This is a genomic window from Pantoea sp. YR525 (assembly GCF_900116775.1).
GTDB lineage: Bacteria > Pseudomonadota > Gammaproteobacteria > Enterobacterales > Enterobacteriaceae > Pantoea > Pantoea symbiotica.
The window spans coordinates 202,935-221,641 of record NZ_FPBU01000007.1; the positions used below are offsets into that span (position 1 = coordinate 202,935).

General features: G+C 53.8%; 13 protein-coding genes. 5 read left to right on the forward strand and 8 right to left on the reverse strand.

Features of this window, described 5'->3' with window-relative positions; all coding sequences use genetic code 11:
• Positions 1 to 20: 20 nt before the first annotated feature.
• Positions 21 to 623: a helix-turn-helix domain-containing protein gene (locus BM323_RS15825; RefSeq protein ID WP_008108837.1), complete on the reverse strand. Its 603-nt coding sequence runs from the start codon at positions 621 to 623 to the stop codon at positions 21 to 23.
• A gap of 43 nt (positions 624 to 666) precedes the next feature.
• Here BM323_RS15825 and BM323_RS15830 point away from each other — a divergent pair, with 43 nt between their 5' ends.
• Complete coding sequence (locus tag BM323_RS15830) at positions 667 to 1,356, forward strand: B3/B4 domain-containing protein (RefSeq protein ID WP_008108838.1); 690 nt, start codon at positions 667 to 669, stop codon at positions 1,354 to 1,356.
• A gap of 101 nt (positions 1,357 to 1,457) precedes the next feature.
• A complete protein-coding gene (locus BM323_RS15835; protein WP_008108840.1) occupies positions 1,458 to 2,075 on the forward strand; it encodes a LysE/ArgO family amino acid transporter in 618 nt (205 codons plus the stop codon).
• Positions 2,076 to 2,378: 303 nt separating this feature from the next.
• On the opposite strand, the gene BM323_RS15840 is transcribed toward BM323_RS15835, so the two are convergent.
• The 5 genes from BM323_RS15840 to BM323_RS15865 form a co-directional block, all read right to left on the reverse strand.
• Positions 2,379 to 8,369: an autotransporter outer membrane beta-barrel domain-containing protein gene (locus BM323_RS15840; RefSeq protein ID WP_008108841.1), complete on the reverse strand. Its 5,991-nt coding sequence runs from the start codon at positions 8,367 to 8,369 to the stop codon at positions 2,379 to 2,381.
• A 904-nt stretch (positions 8,370 to 9,273) separates the two neighbouring features.
• The gene (locus tag BM323_RS15850; RefSeq protein WP_008108842.1) at positions 9,274 to 10,110 is read right to left on the reverse strand and encodes a hypothetical protein; all 837 of its coding nucleotides are present in this window, start codon (positions 10,108 to 10,110) and stop codon (positions 9,274 to 9,276) included.
• Positions 10,111 to 10,114: 4 nt separating this feature from the next.
• Positions 10,115 to 11,689 (reverse strand): hypothetical protein, encoded by a 1,575-nt coding sequence (locus BM323_RS15855; RefSeq protein ID WP_008108843.1) that lies wholly within the window; start codon positions 11,687 to 11,689, stop codon positions 10,115 to 10,117.
• 15 nt (positions 11,690 to 11,704) lie between these two features.
• Positions 11,705 to 13,177: an OmpA family protein gene (locus BM323_RS15860; RefSeq protein ID WP_008108844.1), complete on the reverse strand. Its 1,473-nt coding sequence runs from the start codon at positions 13,175 to 13,177 to the stop codon at positions 11,705 to 11,707.
• Positions 13,178 to 13,424: 247 nt separating this feature from the next.
• Entirely contained in the window at positions 13,425 to 14,330 is a 906-nt protein-coding gene (locus BM323_RS15865; protein ID WP_008108845.1) for an AraC family transcriptional regulator, read from the reverse strand.
• A 180-nt stretch (positions 14,331 to 14,510) separates the two neighbouring features.
• On the opposite strand from BM323_RS15865, the gene BM323_RS15870 reads away from it, so the two are divergent.
• From BM323_RS15870 to BM323_RS15885, 3 genes are all read left to right on the forward strand, one after another.
• On the forward strand, positions 14,511 to 15,605 hold the full coding sequence (locus tag BM323_RS15870; RefSeq protein WP_008108846.1) for an NADH:flavin oxidoreductase/NADH oxidase: 1,095 nt from the start codon (positions 14,511 to 14,513) through the stop codon (positions 15,603 to 15,605).
• A gap of 326 nt (positions 15,606 to 15,931) precedes the next feature.
• Positions 15,932 to 16,915, forward strand: a complete 984-nt coding sequence (locus BM323_RS15880) for an aldo/keto reductase (RefSeq protein ID WP_008108847.1) — start codon at positions 15,932 to 15,934, stop codon at positions 16,913 to 16,915.
• 108 nt (positions 16,916 to 17,023) lie between these two features.
• The gene (locus tag BM323_RS15885; RefSeq protein ID WP_008108848.1) at positions 17,024 to 17,299 is read left to right on the forward strand and encodes a hypothetical protein; all 276 of its coding nucleotides are present in this window, start codon (positions 17,024 to 17,026) and stop codon (positions 17,297 to 17,299) included.
• Between the two features lie 89 nt (positions 17,300 to 17,388).
• On the opposite strand, the gene BM323_RS15890 is transcribed toward BM323_RS15885, so the two are convergent.
• Positions 17,389 to 18,492, reverse strand: a complete 1,104-nt coding sequence (locus tag BM323_RS15890; protein ID WP_008109565.1) for an NADH:flavin oxidoreductase/NADH oxidase — start codon at positions 18,490 to 18,492, stop codon at positions 17,389 to 17,391.
• Between the two features lie 18 nt (positions 18,493 to 18,510).
• Positions 18,511 to 18,684 carry a hypothetical protein gene (locus tag BM323_RS24495; RefSeq protein WP_154182912.1) on the reverse strand — a complete coding sequence of 58 codons (174 nt, stop codon included), beginning with the start codon at positions 18,682 to 18,684 and terminating at the stop codon, positions 18,511 to 18,513.
• Between the last annotated feature and the right edge of the window lie 23 nt (positions 18,685 to 18,707).

Here is an 18,707-nt window from a genome sequence, read left to right on the forward strand (position 1 = left end):
GGTTCCGGCCATCCCTTTTTTCAGCGCGCCCGTTCGCTGACTGTCATGGTAAAAATTAGCGGATCATCACCTTCACAGGTATAGCTGTGGGGTTTATCAGTCCGTGCCACTGCCGCCGCCCCCTTGCCGATAGTGAAGCTTTCTTCCCCCACGGTCAGGTGCAGGGAGCCCTGCACAACGTGCAGAAGCTCATGTGTACCGGTAGCGTGTGATCCGGTTTCAAAAGTCTCACCGGGATGCATTTTCCATTCCCAGAGTTCAACCATATCCGGGCCGCTAGTGCCGGCGAGCAGGCGCGCGCTGCCTCCGAGCTCACCACGCCACAGGCAGGGAATATCCTCTGCAGTGATAATGCGCACGCAGGGACTGCTGGCAACGTTAACGATGTCGGCTACGGAAACGCCCATGGCCGCTGCCAGTCTGCAGAGAAGCGCAATGCTGGGATTGGCCCTGCAGGCCTCGATTTCCACAAGCATCCCTTTGCTCACTCCCGCCAGACGTGACAGCTCGTCCAGCGACATTTTCTTCTGGCTACGGTACTCCCTGACGGCAGCAGAGAGGGCTTCATTGATGACGGAAGCGTCAGCGCCCGAATCGGTCGTTATATTGACTTTTTTGTTCACTGGTCATTATCATGGGTTAAAACGGTCATTACAGGATTATCTTATGTTAACAGCACATCCGTCAATCAGCCCTGACGTTGCGCATATGGCACCAGGCTTCCGTGCGCTGAGCATCAGCGTAACTGCCGCTCCGGTAGTAAACGGCAGCGTCGGAGAAACCGCGCTGCGCAGAGCCTGTGAAGACGTGCTCGCCGGTCAGCCAGCCTGGGCGGACGCCCATCTGAATGCCTGGTCTGACGTTTTTCGTGCTTTTGGAGCAAAGCCTAAACGTACGCCCTGCTCGGCGGAGGCCCTGCGCAAACGCGTGCTGCGCGATGGCTCCATGTCGGGGCTGGATCCGGTGGTAGACCTGTATAATGCGGTCAGCCTGCGCTACGCCGTGCCTGTCGGCGGCGAAAACCTGGATGCTTACAGCGGCAACCCACGTCTTATCATCGCCAGTGGTAGCGAACCGTTTGATACGATGAAGGAAGGGCAAGCCGCCACTGAATATCCGGATGAAGGGGAAGTGGTGTGGTGTGATGACACGGGTGTCACCTGCCGTCGCTGGAACTGGCGGCAGGGTGTGCGAACGCGACTGAGCGCCGCTGATAAACACATGTGGTTCATTCTGGAAAGCCTGCCTGAGATGCCGCTGGAAACACTGCACGAAGCCGGGAAAATGCTGACAGACGGTCTGGAGGCAATGATGCCAGGCCTGCAGTACAACCTGTCGCTTATTGAAACAGCCTGATACCTGCCTCTGCTCCCGAGCAGGTCTGTATGTGATGCTTTTTTCGCGCGGGCGCAACCGTCGTCCGCGTCCTCATTTCTGACATTATTTCTGAGTGACCTATGTATTTATCTGCAATCCCTGCCGGCTTTGCTACCGGTGCCGGCCTTATTATGGCTATCGGTGCACAGAACGCGTTTGCCCTGCGTCAGGGGCTCCAGCGTAACTTTGTCTGGCTGGTTGTGGTTATCTGTTCTCTGGGTGACATTACGCTCATCCTGTCGGGTGTGGCAGGCATTGGTAGGCTCGTACAGGCATGGCCGGGCCTGCTTCAGGTTCTGCGGTTAGCTGGCGCAGCATTTCTGGCTGTGTACGGGCTGATGGCCGCGTGGCGTGCCGTAAAGGGTACGGAGTCTCTTAAACCCGCAGATGAAAGTGCTGGAAGTCGTAAAAAAGTGCTCCTGACCTGTATGGCCTTCACCTTTTTGAACCCACACGTTTACCTGGACACCATGGTGCTTGTTGGCAGCCTTTCCACTCGCTATCCCGGTGCAGGGAAATGGATGTTTGGCCTGGGAGCCTGTATTGCCAGCGTGGTATGGTTCACCACTCTGACGTTTGGTGCGCGGTTTCTTCAGCCGGTCTTTCGCACTCCAACAGCATGGCGCGTGCTTGATGCTGCGATAGCTCTGTTTATGCTGTCTCTGAGCGTTATGCTTATGGCGAACCCCATTCAATGAAAATAGCAGCAGACTCGGCCTGCTGCTAACAGGACACTTTTGACAAAATACTCATTTAGAAATGTTTGCTATGTAAACGTCTGCTGTTCGCTCATAGCAGACGTCTTTTTCTTAGGGTTTGGCCGCTTTGTAACAAGAGCGGACTTAAATAATCGCCAGTTGTAATTGATGATAATCCTCCTGAGTCCACAAGGCAGCCTTAGAGGTTGTGTCCTCATGTTAATGAACGTTAAGGTTGTTCAAATGGAGTGACCCCGTTCCCGTAGACATTCACTATCCTCACTCCAAAGGCGACCGGTTCAATTAAAACGACCAGCGTACACCCGCGTTGTAACGCCAGCCTTTCGCGCCGTTGCCGTCGATCTCTTTGCGGTAATCCGCTTCGGCGTACAGCGCCACATCCTTGTTCACCGTCGCGGTGCCGCCCACGCCGACATCCCACATTTTGCCGAACTTGCCGCTGTCGAAGGTTTCACCGCCGCCAACATCCGCCGCGCCGATCTTCGCTTTCGCGGTGCCGCCCCAACCCTGCGTGTAATTCACGCGCAGATACGGCGTGTACTGATCCGCGCTGCTGTCCTGCCAGGTTTTATCCACGCGCGCGCCGACGCGGCCAATCGTCTGGCTGTAATCGTCGTAGGAAACGCGGGTGTTATCGCGGTCGGTGAAGCTGTCCATCTTCATTTGCAGCCAGGTGATCTGCGCCTGCGGTTCGATGCGCACGCCGCCGCCCAGTTCCAGCGGATAACCGGTTTCAACCGAAGCCGTCCAGCCGTTGCCTTTTGGTTTGGCGACATCTTTCTGCCGTGCAATGTCAGTCGCGCCGCGATGCCAGCCCCAGCTCAGCGAGCCGTCCACGTAAAAACCGCTGTCGCGCAGCCAGGTGCCGTACAGCGACAGCGTGTCGCTATCGAAGCTGGTCGAGCTGTAGCCATCTGCTGCGTGCGGGCGAATGCGCGTGTTGCCGCGCGTGTAGGCCACGCCGCCGCGCAGGCTGCTGTCCGCGCCATCCACGCGAATGACGTTGCCGCCGAGCTGCACCGCGCTGTAGTCGAGATCGAAGTCGTAGCCGTAATTGCTGACGCTTTGATTGGTCTGGTATTTCAGGTTGGAGCCGATGTAGCGGATGAACATCTCGCCGCCAACCGCATCCGGATTTGCCTGCTGCTGGCGCAGTTCACCGAGGCGTTTATGCAGATCGTCGGTGATTGCCAGCGAGTAATAAGCGAGGCCAACCGGCGCAGAGATGTAGGAAGGCAACTGCGGCGTTACCGCCAGACGCGCGACGCTTTGTGCGCTGCCTGCTGACGGCTGGCACAGGCTGCCGTCTTCGCACACGAAGGTGTTCGCCAGTCGATAATCCCACGCGCTGCCGCCTAACGAGGTACGGGCTGCGTCATTACTGCCCGGTGCGAAGCTGTATAAACCGTATTGCCACGGCCCGGATGCGACATAGCCGCTTTTCAGCGCAAAGCTGTTGGCATTCGCGCTGCCGGAAACCTGCGCCAGCGACACGCCTTCGTTCGCAGAGATCACGCCATCGCCGTTGCTGTCGAGCAGCGGCGCTCCCGCGAGTTTTGCTTCAACCTGCGTCACGCCCGATGCCGTGCCATTCACCAGCACCATATCACTGCCTGCAGCTGTGGCGTTCAGCTTGACGCTGCCGCCCGCCGACGCCAGTTCGCCGTCAATCGTCAGCGTGTTCGCCGCCGTGTTGCCGCCGTTGGTGAGATCCAGGGTGCCCGCATTATTCACCACCAGCGAATCGCTGGTTCTGCCCTGCAACAGCGGATTGACATTGTCACCCGCGAACAGCGTACTTCCCGCATCCACGTTAATCGTGCTGTGCGCCAGTTTGATGTTGTCGGTTAACGTCCATTGGGTTTTGTGGAAGTTCAGCGTGCTCCAGCCTGAACCCAGATTGGTGCCTTTTGCCGCATCATCGCTGGCGAACGAACCACCGCGTGCCTTGAGCTGGCTGAGATTGAGCGTGCTGCCCGCGCCATTTTCCGTGGTGATGTGGCGCGTATCAGCCAGACTCACCTTCTGCACCGTGGCCTGATTAGCCGCGCCGCTGCCCATCGTCAAACTGCCATTGATGGTGCCGCCGGTGACAATCAGTTCATCGCGTCCGTTACCGGTGTTCACATCGCCGACCACTGCACCATCCAACAGCGCAATGACGTCATCGGTCGCGCCGCCCGCCACGACAACCTGATCAGGGAACGGCGCATTAATGGTGCCTTCATTGATAAACACCGTTTGCCCGCCACGCAGGTCGATCAGCGGCGCAACGCGACTTTGCGAACTGATGGTGCCCTGGTTAATCACCTGGCTGGCGGTTTTGGTGACAATCGCCGAGCCGCCGTTCGCCGCCTGAATATCAATCAAGCCCTGAGAAATCACGTTGCCGCTTGTGTTGGCGATCACGCCATTGCCGGTTCCTGTCACCACAATCGAATAATCCGGCCCGACCACCAGATCGTTGCTGGTGGTTGAGCCATTGGTGTTTTCAAAGCGATAACCGGTGCCCGAACCGCTAACGTTAATTTGCGCACTGCCAGCGGAGTTGAATGAGGTCGCCGAGCGAATTCCGTTACCGTTTGCCACCTCTAAACGCACGTTATCCAAATTGATGTTCGGTGTTTCGGCGCGGTTGTTGATCGCGCTGCCGCTGCCGTACGCGCCGATAGTGATGTTGTCGGCTTCGAACCCATCCGCGCCGACATCCAGCAACAAGCCGTCGGCGCTGCCGTTGGCCTGCATCACGCTGTAGCCTTGACCATCACCGTAGATTTTCATCCATGCGCCGCTGCCGACGCGCATCGCCGCAATGCCATCATCGACGCGCAATGAGCTATCGACCGGCACATATTGACCGTAACCGCTTGACACATCGACGCCAATGCCTGACGCAATTTGCATGCTGCCGCGATTGATGAAGTTGCCGCCGTCATGCACGCGCGCGCCGGTGCTGTTCGATCCGCTGAGATCCACCACGCCTTGATACTGGTTAAACAGGCGCGCACCGCCGCTAACATCAAACGCCGTCGCGTTTGCGCCGTTGCCGCTGATGGTGGAGGCTGCGTAGATTTCCGCATCAATGCCGCTGGCAATCGCGGCGGTGGTGTTTTCACCGCTGAGCGCAATGCCGCTGCTGATCACGCCCTCGGCGCGGTTGCTGGCGTTCATCACGGCGGCACCTTTGCCGCTCACCACATAGGTGTCGGTGTAAGACACTTGCGTGCCCTCGCCGCTCAGCACCACACCGCGGCTATTTTCACCGCTGAGCGTCACGTTGCCGGGAGCTTGCGTGTACAGCCACGCGCCATTGCTGATGTCATACAGCGTGGAATTCGCAGTGCGCACATCTATGTTGTTACCGTTGCTGATTAATTGCGTGCCCTCGTCAGCGGCGCGATAGCCGGTTTGATTCGGGTCGTTAAAGGTGATGCGGCTGTTCGGGCCAAACGTGATTCGACCACCTAAAAATGCATTGGCGCCCATCGCGTTATCGCCATACAGATTGATGGTGCCGTTTTGGTAGATGCGCGCCAAATAGTTGCTGGCGACCAGGCCAATGGTGGTGTTCAACTCAAAACTGTCGCGGTTGTAGATGTTGATGGTGCCACTGTTGGAGATTTCGGTCAGCGGGGCGCTATCAAGGCGACGTTGCAAACCATACGCATACAACGCCTGGCCGCGCAGCGTCATGTTGATGGTGCCGCTGTTGGTCACCTTCGCACCGTCTTCCGCGTAAATGCCGGCGCTGTCCTCACCGGTAAACGTGATGTCGCCGGTGTTGGTGAGCTGAGCTAAATTGCTGGCGATTAAGCCGATTTGGAATCTGCCGCTACCGTTTATCTCAGCATGGTTGGTGAGATGCGTATCAGTATTGAATCCGTGTTCGAAATCAATCGCAACGCCTTGCAAGGTGTAGGCTAAGCCATCGACTTCTGCCGCCACACTAGCGCCCTCAAGGTTAAAGCGTGTCGCGGCATCAATCGTACCCTGCGCGCCGTGTACCACTTTCAGTCCGGTGGCACCATCGCCAATATTTAGCGTTGCGTCATTAGTATTCACGTTGGTTCCGACGCCGCCGCCATATACGCCGGTGGTATTTCTTTCGTTCATGGAAAGGGTTAAACCGCGGCCGTCAAAGTCTGCGCCATCCTCCACGCGGAAAATCGTGCCATCGACCACCGATGTCGAGTAGCTACCGTTTTTCGGCAGGTTGATTTTGGCGTTTTCGCCTTTGGTGTAGAAACTGATTTGCCGTTCCAGGCCCCAGATATCGCGCGGCCCGGCAACCGGAATCGCGTTGGCGATGACGTTCACCGTGGCGTTGCCTTCGGCGCGAATACCAATCGCATCGTTGCCGCCAAGCTGAATCGGTCCGCTAACGTTGGCGACGGCATTGCCGCCCTCTTCGCCGATGACCCAAACGGCAGTGTTGTGATCGGTTGTGCCATATTCGCCGGCATCGCTGAGGATATTGATAGCACCGCGCGAATAAGCTTTGGCGCTTTCACCCGCGTGGGCAATGACTTTGAGGCCGGTGCTGTTATAGCCGTTGAGGTTGATGGTGCCCGCTTTGCCATTGCCGACTTTGCCGCCGCTACCGGAATCAACCACCAACATGCCGATATTCTCGCGCGGCTGCCCTTCTGCCATCCCATTCACATCGATCACGCCGTTGTTACGTGCGATGGCATTCGGGCCGTATTCAACCAGCATGCCAACCGCATTCTGTACCAGTGAGCCGATCACGATGCGTCCGTTGTTGACGATGCGGGAACCGAGGAAGCTGCGAATGGCGCTTGCGCCGCCGCTGAGGTTCACCGCTACATCGCTGGTTGGGTCGTTCTTGTTATTTTGCGGCGTGCGCCCGATGTAAATGGTGCCGCCTTTAGCGTTGGTGAAACCGCCTGCGCCGCTGGCGATTACGCCAGTCATCGAGCCGCTGCCGATGGTTTCGGTGACGCCGAGATTGATATTGCCGCGATTGATCGCGCGCGCATCGTAGAGGGTAATCGCCGCGCTATCGCTGTTGCCTGGCTGGAAGTTGATCACGCCGTAATTGCTGAAGCGGCTGCCGTTGGAGGCAAGCACGCCAATGCCTGCGCCTAAGGTGTTGCTATCGACGCCTTTGCCGTCAGCGTTGTTGAGGAATCCTGCATTGATCACGCCGTTATTGCGACCGCGCGCGTTGTTCAGCAGTTCTAAGCCGGAGCCGTTGCTAGAAAGTTTGCCGTTGATAATGGCTTTCGCACCGTTGCTGGCGCGCATCACCGCGCTGTGGCTATCCAGCACTTCGAGGGTTTTGCCGCGATTGATTTTCACGCTGGCATTTTTGCCATCCGCGCTCAGCACCACTTGATCGCCCAGCGCTTGCGCCACTTCGTCGTCGTAGTTGTTGGTGCTCATGCGATACACCACGCGTCCGTCGCGCTGGATGAAGGCTTTGTGGAATTCGTCGTTGTAACGGTCGGTGCTGAGGTTGGATAAGGTGACTTGCTCGATCAGCCAATCATTATACTGACGCAGATCGTTGATATTGTTGATGTTGAAGTTGGTGGTACCGCCATCCAGGGTTGAAACGCTGATGGCTCCGGCATAATCCACCACGCTGCCTACGTCGTACGCCAGGCGATCGCCGCCATAAGGTGGCGTGGCCGCCGTAAAGGCGATGCGGTTATCGGAATTCCAGTTGAGATGACCGTTTTTAGTAGCGGTAAACAGTTGGCTTTGTTTCGCCGCCATCGACCAGCTATTAGTGGAGGAATTAGTCGCTGCACCATGTTCGCCAATATCGATATTTAGCGTGCCGTTGCTGACGGAGCCGATGCGCGCATTAATATATTGTTTGTCGTTTACATCATAATAATCTGGCACTACGGTATCGAGGCCGACACTCGGTAAATCCACTAAATCAGCGGAGTTATAAACGTCGTACGTTGTATATGTCCAATCTTCGAAGTTCGGTATTTGAATGGTGAGGTTTTGCTGGCCTATTTGCAGGCGCTGCTCACCAATCAGGTTGTCATTGATTATTCGACCAATACTTTGCAATTCGCCAAACGTCACCGTGGTTGCCCCGCTTTCACCGGGCGAGAATTGCGGTAAACCGCTGAGCGTTTGTGTCGAGCCATTACATAGGCAATAAGCTCCAACTTTATTGTCATTAATTTCAGGCGTATAAGGATTTAACTCCGCCGCCCACGACAATGAGATAGGGAACATCAAACCTTGCGCAGCCACAAGGCTTAGTAACACCGGATTTAATTTGAACACAATGTATTCCTCAAAGGAGAAAGACAACGCGCGCAACGGTAAGCCAATGCGCTGGAAGTTAAGTCGCTGATATAATTTGTTTCAGAAATTTAATCTTTGGCATCTGGTGTAATGAGTATCTACGTATTGCGCAGGAAACGTTAGTTTGAGTTAAGGAATTGTGAGGCGGGAGATGGGATTTAGGAATTTGGCTAGGTTAGGAATTGAATAGAATGGCTCTAAATATTTAGAACCATCACAATGCAAAGCACGATAAATTTAAATAATAAAATTAGCCATCATCTTGAATAGCAAAAATACAATTTGCCAGCCGTGTCGGTTTTAAAAGTCGAAAATGATCTGCTCCTTATTGATTCACACAGGATGCTGTTAGCAATGTCCCCTCCTCGCTTAAAGCGGAAAAATATCTCCACGGCTGGCTTGAAAGTCTACGGCGGGCGGATGAACAAACAATAAATGCAAAACCCAAGATTTTTCCTAAGCTGCCTCTGATCCTCTAAAGTTTAAACATACGAGGACGAAAATCCTTTTAGACATTCTGGAGGATAGCCTATGTGTAAAGTCCTGGTTTTATTGTCAGGCCTGATGCTGCTGCAAACGGCGATGGCGGAGTTGCACGATCTACTTTAGCGGTGCGATTGTTGAACCGGCCTGTACCACGACCACTCAACAGCAGGGGACTTCAGTGACCTGCACGCGCCAAGGTGTTGATAAAGTGCGTACGATTACACTCAATCAGTCACATCAAGCGCTTCATTATCAACTTGGCTCCATGCGCGTTAAATCGGTTAATAATCTCAAGATTATTGAAGTGACGTATAAGTAATTGTGACCAAAATTCGCCGCTTATTACTTAATGCCTCAGTTTCATCACTGAGGCATTAAACACATAGTCCTGATCAACTTATTGCAAATCCACGTTCAGCGCCGGTGCACCAAAACTCACCAACTCAGCATTCGACGCAGTAAAATAGTCGCGCCAGAATATCTCAAGCTGCTGAATGATTTTCCCTGAGCGGTAATTGTTTTTCGCATCGGTATCAATCAACCCTGCACCCGCAACAAACACCTTAGCGCCGGAAAAATCCGCTAACAGATTCTGCTGTTTAACCTGCTGCAACTCTTTCTCTGGTGAGAGCAAACGCAGCGCGTTATTGCGGTAGAAGCTATCGAAAGCGCTGTTTTCCAGCATATCGGAGATGAGGAACAAGGTGCGTGATGCGCTTTGATCCTGCTGAAGATCGTGGCTGATGCGCTTAAGGCTATCGAGGATCTCGCTTTTAGCGATGTTATCGCCCTTCTCAGCGAAACTTTTTGCCATCAGCCCACCCAACACGCTCGCGAAATATTGCTTCTGCTCACTCAGGCATTTGTCGAGGTTCTTCAAACTCTCCATGCCTTGATTGTCGCGGATTTTCTTGTCCGTGAGTAACGGCTCCAGACGCCCATCAAATAAGCGCTGCATGAAATTGTTCTGCAACAACGCCGAGAACTGATAAAGCACCACATGATCGCCGGGCTGACTAAAACGCATGATCTGCTGCCAACTGGCATTTTTGATCTGCAGCGGCACTTTAACCGTTTGATCAATAATCACCACCAGCTCACGACCACTGCTGGCCGGGCGATATTGGCTGAGTTTGGCGTAGTCATAACAGCTCGGAATATCGTTGCGATCCGCAGCCTGCGCCAGGGCACTCACCCCGGCTAACAGCAGCAAACACCATTTGCTGATCTTCACCTGGTTATCCTCTGGCCTTAATGAGCACGCGCTGCACTTTGCGACGACTGAGCAGCGCTTCAATTGACAGACCCAAATCCTCAGCCACCAGACGCAGCTCTTCATCATCTAACGCCGTCAGATCGCCTAACTCCGCAATACGTGCTTTTTCATCAACGTTAGCTGCAGGTGCCGTTTCCAGCGCTACCGGTGCTGGTGTCGGCGTTACAGGTTCAAAGACCAAAGCCGGTTCTGGCTGATGTACCGGGCGCTCTTGAGCAACGGTTGCGCGCGTGGCGTTAAATTGCTGATGCTGATCGTCAGCCAGCGCTTTATCGCGCTGCTTACCGCGCACGTAGTCATCAAAGGTCCGTACATCGGTTTGCGCGATGCTGGCGCTGCTGGCACGCTGCATCGCCATACGATTCTGCAAACTCGCCAGTTTATCTTGCGCATCACGTTCCACGCGTTCACGGCGCATGGCGTACCACGCGGCAAACTCTTCAGAGCTGCTGAAATTACCGATATATTTCGCCGCCAGGCGAGATTCGATGCCGACCAGAGAACGGTAATAACCAATCAAAATACCGATAATTTGCACGCCAATGAAAATCACCGACAGAATAATGAAGGTCAATTTGGAAGCGAACACGCGGTTATCACTGACCTCTTTCGCCGCTTGCTTATCAGCCTGCTGATTATCTTCCACCGCCTGTTGTGGCAACTCAAATGGTGAAGCGTTGCTCGCCGCGCTGGTCTGGCTAAACGGCGTGCCATTGACAGCCTGGGTTTCGGCGGCATTGATGGTTGCCGCACGAATGAAATAGGCGCCTACCGCGAAGGTGACGATCAACAGCAGCGTCACCACCGTTTGGACATATTGCGGCTTTGCGCCAATACCGTGGTTCACACGGTTGAGCATTTGCAAATAGCTGGGTGCATCATCATCAATGCGGCTATTTTCCAGCGAGACACGGTTATCTTTCACCAACGCCTGCGCATGGCCTTCCAGACGCGCTTCTTTATGCCAGTAGCGGATTTTGCTCAGCAGCGTATTTTTGTGTAACTGCGTGCCCATTAAATGGGTTGCGGGCACCAAAATCACACCAATCAGCACCGAAACCACAATCGCCGACAATTCTGCCTGGTTGGCAGAGATGTTGTTGGCAATGAATGGTGAAAGCACCAGCGCAAAGATAAAGGCTTCCAGAATGACGAGAGCGATGCTGCATAACCACAACACCACGCTGGTCGGTTTGCGGCCTCGCTCATCCACTTTGTTCAGATAGTTAACGCAGCGCAGGTAAAAATCGGCATCGCGGTTAGAAATGCTATGAAACTGATAGAACTTGCCACACAACGCTTCTTCTGCCGGATGCCAGATGCGTCCACCGGTGCCTGCACGGCGAGATTCATGGCTGCGCGACAAACGGGTGATGTGGCCAAACAGCGGTAGGGAACAAAACAGGTTGAGGAAGAAGTAACGAACTTGATCCCACCATTTGATCACGCCAAGTGTTAGCGCCAACAACCCGAAAAGCGGCCAGAAGATGTAGCGATAGGTGGCGATCGCCTGCATTAAGGTATCTAAAATTTCCATAAGAGAGTTATCCGTTTATCCACGCTGAGGTGCGTAATTGGCCAGCCACGGCTGACGATGGTTGCTGTAGAAAAGTTGTCCTTGTTGCGCAGGTTTGCCCGACTTTGGCAGCAACAGGTCGACGCAGGAGACCGGTTGTTGCTGGGCATCGGCAATGTAGACGCGGTAGAGAATGCTGTCTTCCCCTTCCCAACTGTTGGCGACGCTCGCCATGCCTTGCAGCGCTTTGCGGTTACCCTGCGCGTAGTTCGGCGTAATCAGCACCTGTGGGTTTTGCGTCACCACTGCGCCGTCTTTGAGAACAAATACTGGCGTCAAGGTCACCAGATTGCCATTCACCAATCCCGCCCAGGCGCGCCCGTTCATATTGGGCAGATATTCGCGCGTATCATGCTGGTCGATGGCTTTACCGCTAGCTAAATTTTTTGCCAGTCCGCTGACGCGAGGAAGATCGGTGAGACAGCTACCGCTGACGCTGCTGGCTTGCGCCTGGCTAATCAGGCTGAAACCTTGTGACAGCGGCTTTAAGTTGCTGGCGAGACCCGTGACCTGTGCGCTGGTGGGCTTGCCACCAAAATCAACAAAGTTAGCGGGATTGCTCTCAGCAATGGCTTGTGTCGGTTGGGTCACCACTTCATTCGCTTTTACTTCTGCGTTTTGTGTCGCAGCCTTCTTGCTCGTTTTACGTGGCGCCGTCTTGGTGGTTGAAGTGCGCGCCAGCGTGTTTTCAGCCGCAGAACTGTGGCGCAAATAGAGCGGGTTATTGCTTTCTAGCGCCAGACGTTGGCGCAGCAGCGTTTCATTCGCTAACGCCACGATTTCAACCCGGCGGTTTTGTGCCCGACCCGAAATGGAATCGTTATCCGCCAATGGACGTGAGGAACCCACGCCCTGGAAATAGAGCTGGCTGGCTTTGATGCCACTTTGCTCCAGCACCAGCCCAACGTTGCGGGCACGCGCTTCAGAAAGTTGCTGATTATGTTCGGCGTTACCAGTGGCGTCCGTATGTCCCACCACCAGCAAAACATCGCTGGAAGATTGCTGACCGCCTTTCATCGCCGCAGCAATTTTTTGCACCTGACGCATGCCGCTGCTGGTCAGTTCGGCACTGTCGATGGCGAACATGGTGCCGTCCTCAACTTGTGCAACAATCCCCACCGGCTCCTGCTTGCTTTTCTCCTGCGCCTTAAGTGCCTGAGTGCTGATGCGAATTTTCTCTTCCTGGGCGACTTTAGCCAGCGCCTGTTCACGATTCTGCCAAACGTTCCCTACCACGCATCCTGCTACGCCACCCGCCAGTCCACCCACCAGCGCTTTCTTTGCATCATGAGTGACGAGGTAAGTAATACCGCCGCCCAATGCGGCACCGCCGATACAACCGGCAGCGGTACCGTAATCACGGGCAAAATCATTCATTGAGGCGCAACTGGAAGTCAGAGAAGCGGCGATCAACACGGATGCAGCTTTTTTAGAAAAGGGTAAATTCACATCAAATCCTTGATTGAAAAATCCTCTGTCGTGCGGAGGAAACAATGATTAATGGTTGAGACTGATTGATAAAAAAAATTCACAGGTTTGTATCGGCAGCAATGCCGATGACTTTAGGTGTCCGAAGCTAATTTTTTTTATTCAAGGAGATAGGAGACGAATACGGTATACTGTGGGAGGTTATAAAGAAATTACGATTAGCGATATTATCCAATCACCGCAGGCAATAGGCAGCGAATACCCTTTATCATTCTTCAGCTAAACGCATGCGTTTTATATCTCTTTGCGGAGATTCGCCAAACTCGCGTCTGTATTCGCGGCTGAACTGCGATGCACTCTCATAACCAACCATCAACGCTGCGCTGCTGGCATCGAGATTTTTACTTAACATCTGCTGTCTGGCTTCCTGGAGTCGTAGCTTTTTTTGGTATTGCAGAGGGCTGACACCGGTCATAGCGCGGAAATGCTGACGAAACGTCGATGGACTCATAAAAGCATTCGCTGCCAGTTCTTCCATGCTGACAGGCCGCGTGAAGTTTTGCTTCAGCCAGCCAACGATCCTGGAAATATTTTGACTGGGCGAACCGGCGGTAGCGATATGTCTCAACTGCGGACCATGGTTGCTGGCTAATAAACGCATCACAATTTCTTGCTGAATAAGCGGTTCAAGATGAGTGATCAAATCCGGCTCATCAAGTAACTTAATTAAGCGGCTTAACGCATCAATCAACCCCTCATCCAGAGGTTCGACAGAGAGTGGATTAGGCGGTATTTCCTTAATGGACTTGGCGGGTGGCATCAGCGCGGCAATCTGCACCACCATGCGAGGATCAAAGGTTAACATCAAGCCTAGAAAAGGCTCGCGCTGGCTAGCCCGAGTCACATGCGATACCACCGGCAAATCGATGGTCGTGAGCAGAGATTCGCCCGCGCTGTAATGCGTCGGTTTCCCCGCCAGCATGATCTCTTTTGCGCCCTGCACCACCACACCTAAACCCATCTGATAAATACAGTGCACGGGCAACGTTGCCATATTGCGGCGATGAAGCGAGAGTGAAGCTATAGCGGTTGAGTGATCCCCCTCGTTTTGGGCAATCCGGCTAATCAGCGCAGCCAAATCCCCAACGCCAGCATTCAAATTACTATCGACCATTAAAGCCCACCAGACGCCCCAAAATTGAATGCGGCGATTTTACCATCAGTAAAATTCAATATGTACTCTTCGAGGCATATGCATCGTTTTAGGCAATTCTCTCGGCAGATCTGACAAGCCTGACGAGCCAAAGCCGCCCCATAATGGCTCAACACTTAATCTGAAGAGCCGAGACTTAAAATGCCTGGTTTATTTGATTCCTACACCCTTAAAGATTTTACCCTTCGCAATAGAATCGTTGCGTCGCCGATGTGCCAATATCAGGCTGACGGTGGACTCATTAACGACTGGCACAAGTCACATTATTCAATGCTGGCAAACGGAGGCGTGGGTTTACTCATCGTTGAGGCGACTGCCGTTTTGCCTGAAGGACGTATTACTCCGGGTGACCTGGGTCTTTGGAGCGATGCTCATACTGAAGGATTTGCATCCGATGCTTCAGCCATCAAACAAGCCGGTGCGGTAGCGGGGATTCAGCTTGAGCATGCGGGTAGAAAAGCGGGATGCACACCACCGTGGCAAGGTGGCGCGCCTTTAGATCAACAGGATCCCAAGGCATGGATTCCGGTTGCTGCCAGCGCATTGCCCTATGTGCTAGACAGTGATTACGTTCCTCATGAGATGTCTTTAGAGGAAATCCAGCACACCATTCATGCTTTCAGAGAGGCCGCGCGGCGTGCGGCGGAAGCTGGATTTGAATGGCTTGAGCTGCATTTTGCCCACGGCTTTCTGGCTCAAACATTCCTTTCATCAAAAACCAACCTTCGTGAAGATCACTATGGCGGCTCTTTAGCTAACCGCGCCCGTTTTATGCTTGATGTTGTTGAGGCCGTAAAGTCCGTCTGGCCTGCACACCTGCCACTCACCGCTCGGCTCGGCGTCATCGAATTTGATGCCTGTCCTCAACACAGCTTTGCTGAATCTCTGGAAGTCATTCGATGGCTGAAAAAAGCCGGCATCGACTTTATTGATGTTGGGTTGGCGCTCTCAACGCCCGACGAGCAGGTACCTTGGGGGCCAAATTTCATGGTTCCGTACGCTGAACGAGTGCGCAGAGAAAGCGGCATTCCCGTAGCAACCAGCTGGATGATCACCAAAGCCAGCGATGCTAACGACTTTATCCAGGATGCAAAACTTGATCTGGTGTTTTTTGCCCGCACGCTTTTGGCCAATCCGCACTGGATTTTCCATGCAGCACGCGAACTTAACATCAGCTCACCAGAGTCAGTGCTGCCAGTGCCTTATGCGTACTGGCTGAAGAATTGGGCGCAATAATTTCCCTAATGCTCGTCAGTAAGCTTCTCGCGGTCACCATAAATGGCGACCCTACAAATGATTGGCGCGTTTTTCGTAGGGTGCGGATTCATGCGCTGCTGCTTAACGTCATTCATCCTCTGGAGATCACCATGAAACTAGACAAGTTCGACGCTTCGGCTGAGGCATTCTCAACGTCGCCTGGAACAATCAGTCGGCGCAGTTTTATATCCCGGACAGCGTTAATAAGCGCGGGTATGGCGTTCAGCTCGTTATCGTGGGGCGCCTCCACATCTGTCGCTTCCGGGGCACAGAACAATAACGATTCATCGCAAGCAGGAGAGATTATGTCAACGCGCAAACTCGGTAATCTTACCGTTTCAGCACTGGGTGCAGGCTGCATGAGCATCAGTGCCAATTACGGTCCGGCGGCCGACCGTAATCAGGGTATCCGCACGCTGCGGGAAGCTCATGATAAGGGCGTTACGTTCTTCGATACCGCGGAAGTGTATGGTCCCTATACCAATGAAGAGTTAGTCGGAGAAGCATTAGCGCCGATTCGTGATCAGGTCATTATTGCCAGTAAATTTGGCTTTGATATCAAAAACGGTGGACTAAACAGCCAGCCTCAGCATATTCGTCAGGTTGTTGAGGAATCGCTTCGCCGACTGAAAACCGATCGAATTGATCTCTATTATCAGCATCGGGTTGATCCCAATGTGCCGATAGAAGACGTCGCCGGCACCATCAAAGATCTGATTAGCGAAGGAAAAATCCTGCATTTTGGCCTTTCAGAAGCTAGCCCAGAAACCATTCGCCGCGCCCATGCTGTTCAGGCCGTAACGGCCGTCCAGACAGAGTATTCGGTAATGAACCGCGATCCAGAACACAATGGCGTTCTGCAGACCTGTGAAGCATTGGGTATTGGCTTTGTTCCCTGGGGACCGGTTGGAATGGGGTATTTAACCGGAACACTGAACGCGCAATCCCATTTTGATGCGAGCAAAGATCTGCGGGCTGGCTTTGATCGCTTCTCACCTGAAAATCTGGCAGCCAATCAGCCGTTTTTGCATCTGCTAAGAAAAATCGCTGCGGAAAAAAATGCCACGTCCGCGCAGATTGCCCTGGCATGGTTGCTGGCGCAGAAACCCTGGATTGTGCCGATTCCGGGTACCAGAAACATCAATCATCTCCATGAAAATCTGAGCGCGGTGAATATCCAATTTACGCCAGCAGAATTAAGCGAAATGAATAAGGCCCTGTCTGATCTAAAAGTCTACGGTGGGCGGATGAACAAACAACAAATGCAGATCGTTCAGCCGTCGTCATAAGCCTGCATGCATCCTTAAAACCCAAGATTTTTCCTAAGCCGCTTCTCATCCTCTAAAGTTTAAGCATAAGAGGACGAAAATCCTTTTAGACGTTCTGGAGGATAGCCTATGTGTAAAGTCTTGGTTTTATTGTCAGGCCTGATGCTGCTGAAAACGGCGATGGCGGAGAGTGGCACGATCTACTTCAGTGGTGCGATTGTTGAACCGGCCTGTACCACGACCACTCAACAGCAAGGGACTTCCGTTACCTGCACGCGCCAAGGTGTTGATAAAGTGCGTACGATTGCGCTCAATCAGTCACAACAAACGCTGCCGTATCAACTGGGAACCGTGAGCGTTAAATCGGTTAACCACGTTAAAATCATTGAGGTAACGTACAAGTAAGCTCAGTCCTGAGGAGCGGTCGCCATGAATGGCGACCCTACAAGGCTTTCGTAGGGTGCGCATTCATGCGCACCTGGTTACATAGGGTGTTAGGCCTCACTCACCCGATAACGCTCCAGCCAGTGTGCGTAAGGCGCGGGCAGCACCCAGGAAGGTTCGCTCTTATCCAGTGCCAGCGCGGCCTGATATGCCCAGTTCGGGTTTTTCAGATGCGCACGCCCCACCATCACCAAATCAAGTTGGCCTTTCTCGATGGTTTGATTGGCAATCGCCGGTGCATCGATGCCCCACGCCGAAGCCACAGGAATATTTGCTTCACGGCGCACACGTTCGGCGATAGATGCCAGGAACGCGGGTCCCCACGGAATATTGGCATCCGGCGTGGAGAAGCCAACGCTAACACTCAGCAGATCCAGACCCTTTTCACGCCACTGTTTGGTGAGCGTGATCGATTCCTGCAGCGTCTCGTCATCGCGGCCATCAAACTCCAGCACGCCAAAACGCGCCGTCAGTGGCAGATTTTCTGGCCACACCGCGCGCACCGCATCGAAGGTTTCATGCAGGAAGCGGCTGCGACCAGCCAAATCGCCGCCGTATTCATCCGTGCGCTGATTGGCGTGTACCGAGAAGAAACTCTGCGCCAGATAGCCGTGCGCGAAGTGCAGCTCCAGCCACTCGAAACCAGCATCACGCGCGCGTTGAGCAGCACGCACAAAGTCTTCGCGCACGCGTTGAATATCCGCATGCGTCATGGCTTGAGGCACGCGAGGCAGATTTTGACCAAACGCCACGGCGGAAGGCGCAATGGTTTCCCAACCGGCAGCGTCATCGGCGGCGATATGGTCGTCACCTTCCCACGGCTTATTGGCGCTGGCTTTGCGTCCGGCATGACCAATTTGAATGCCCGGCACCGCACCTGACGCTTTGATTTCACGCGCAATCTGCGCCAGCTTTTCCGCCTGCTCATCATTCCAGATACCAAGGCAGGCGGGAGTAATGCGCCCTTCCGGTGATACTGCGGTGGCTTCAACAATCACCAATCCTGCGCCGCCGCGCGCCAGGCTGTTGTAATGCACGCGATGCCACTCGTTACTCATGCCATCCACGGCGCTGTATTGGCACATCGGTGGCACGGCAATGCGATTACGCAGCGTGACATCTTTCAAGGTAAAGGGCGTAAATAGGCCTGACATAACCACCTCTGAATCTGATTAGAGCAAAATGATCTGCTTGCCGCTGAAGTTGCGATGTTGCAACGCCAGCAGCTGCGCAGGTAATTGATCGCCAGCAGTTATCCGGCCTGTTCCGCGTCGATGTGTCGCTTCGGCATTGTGCATTAAATCACTCAGGCAGCGCTTCGCACCCTGTGCGTGCGGCAGTAACATGTGAGGCGGTCACCATAAATGGC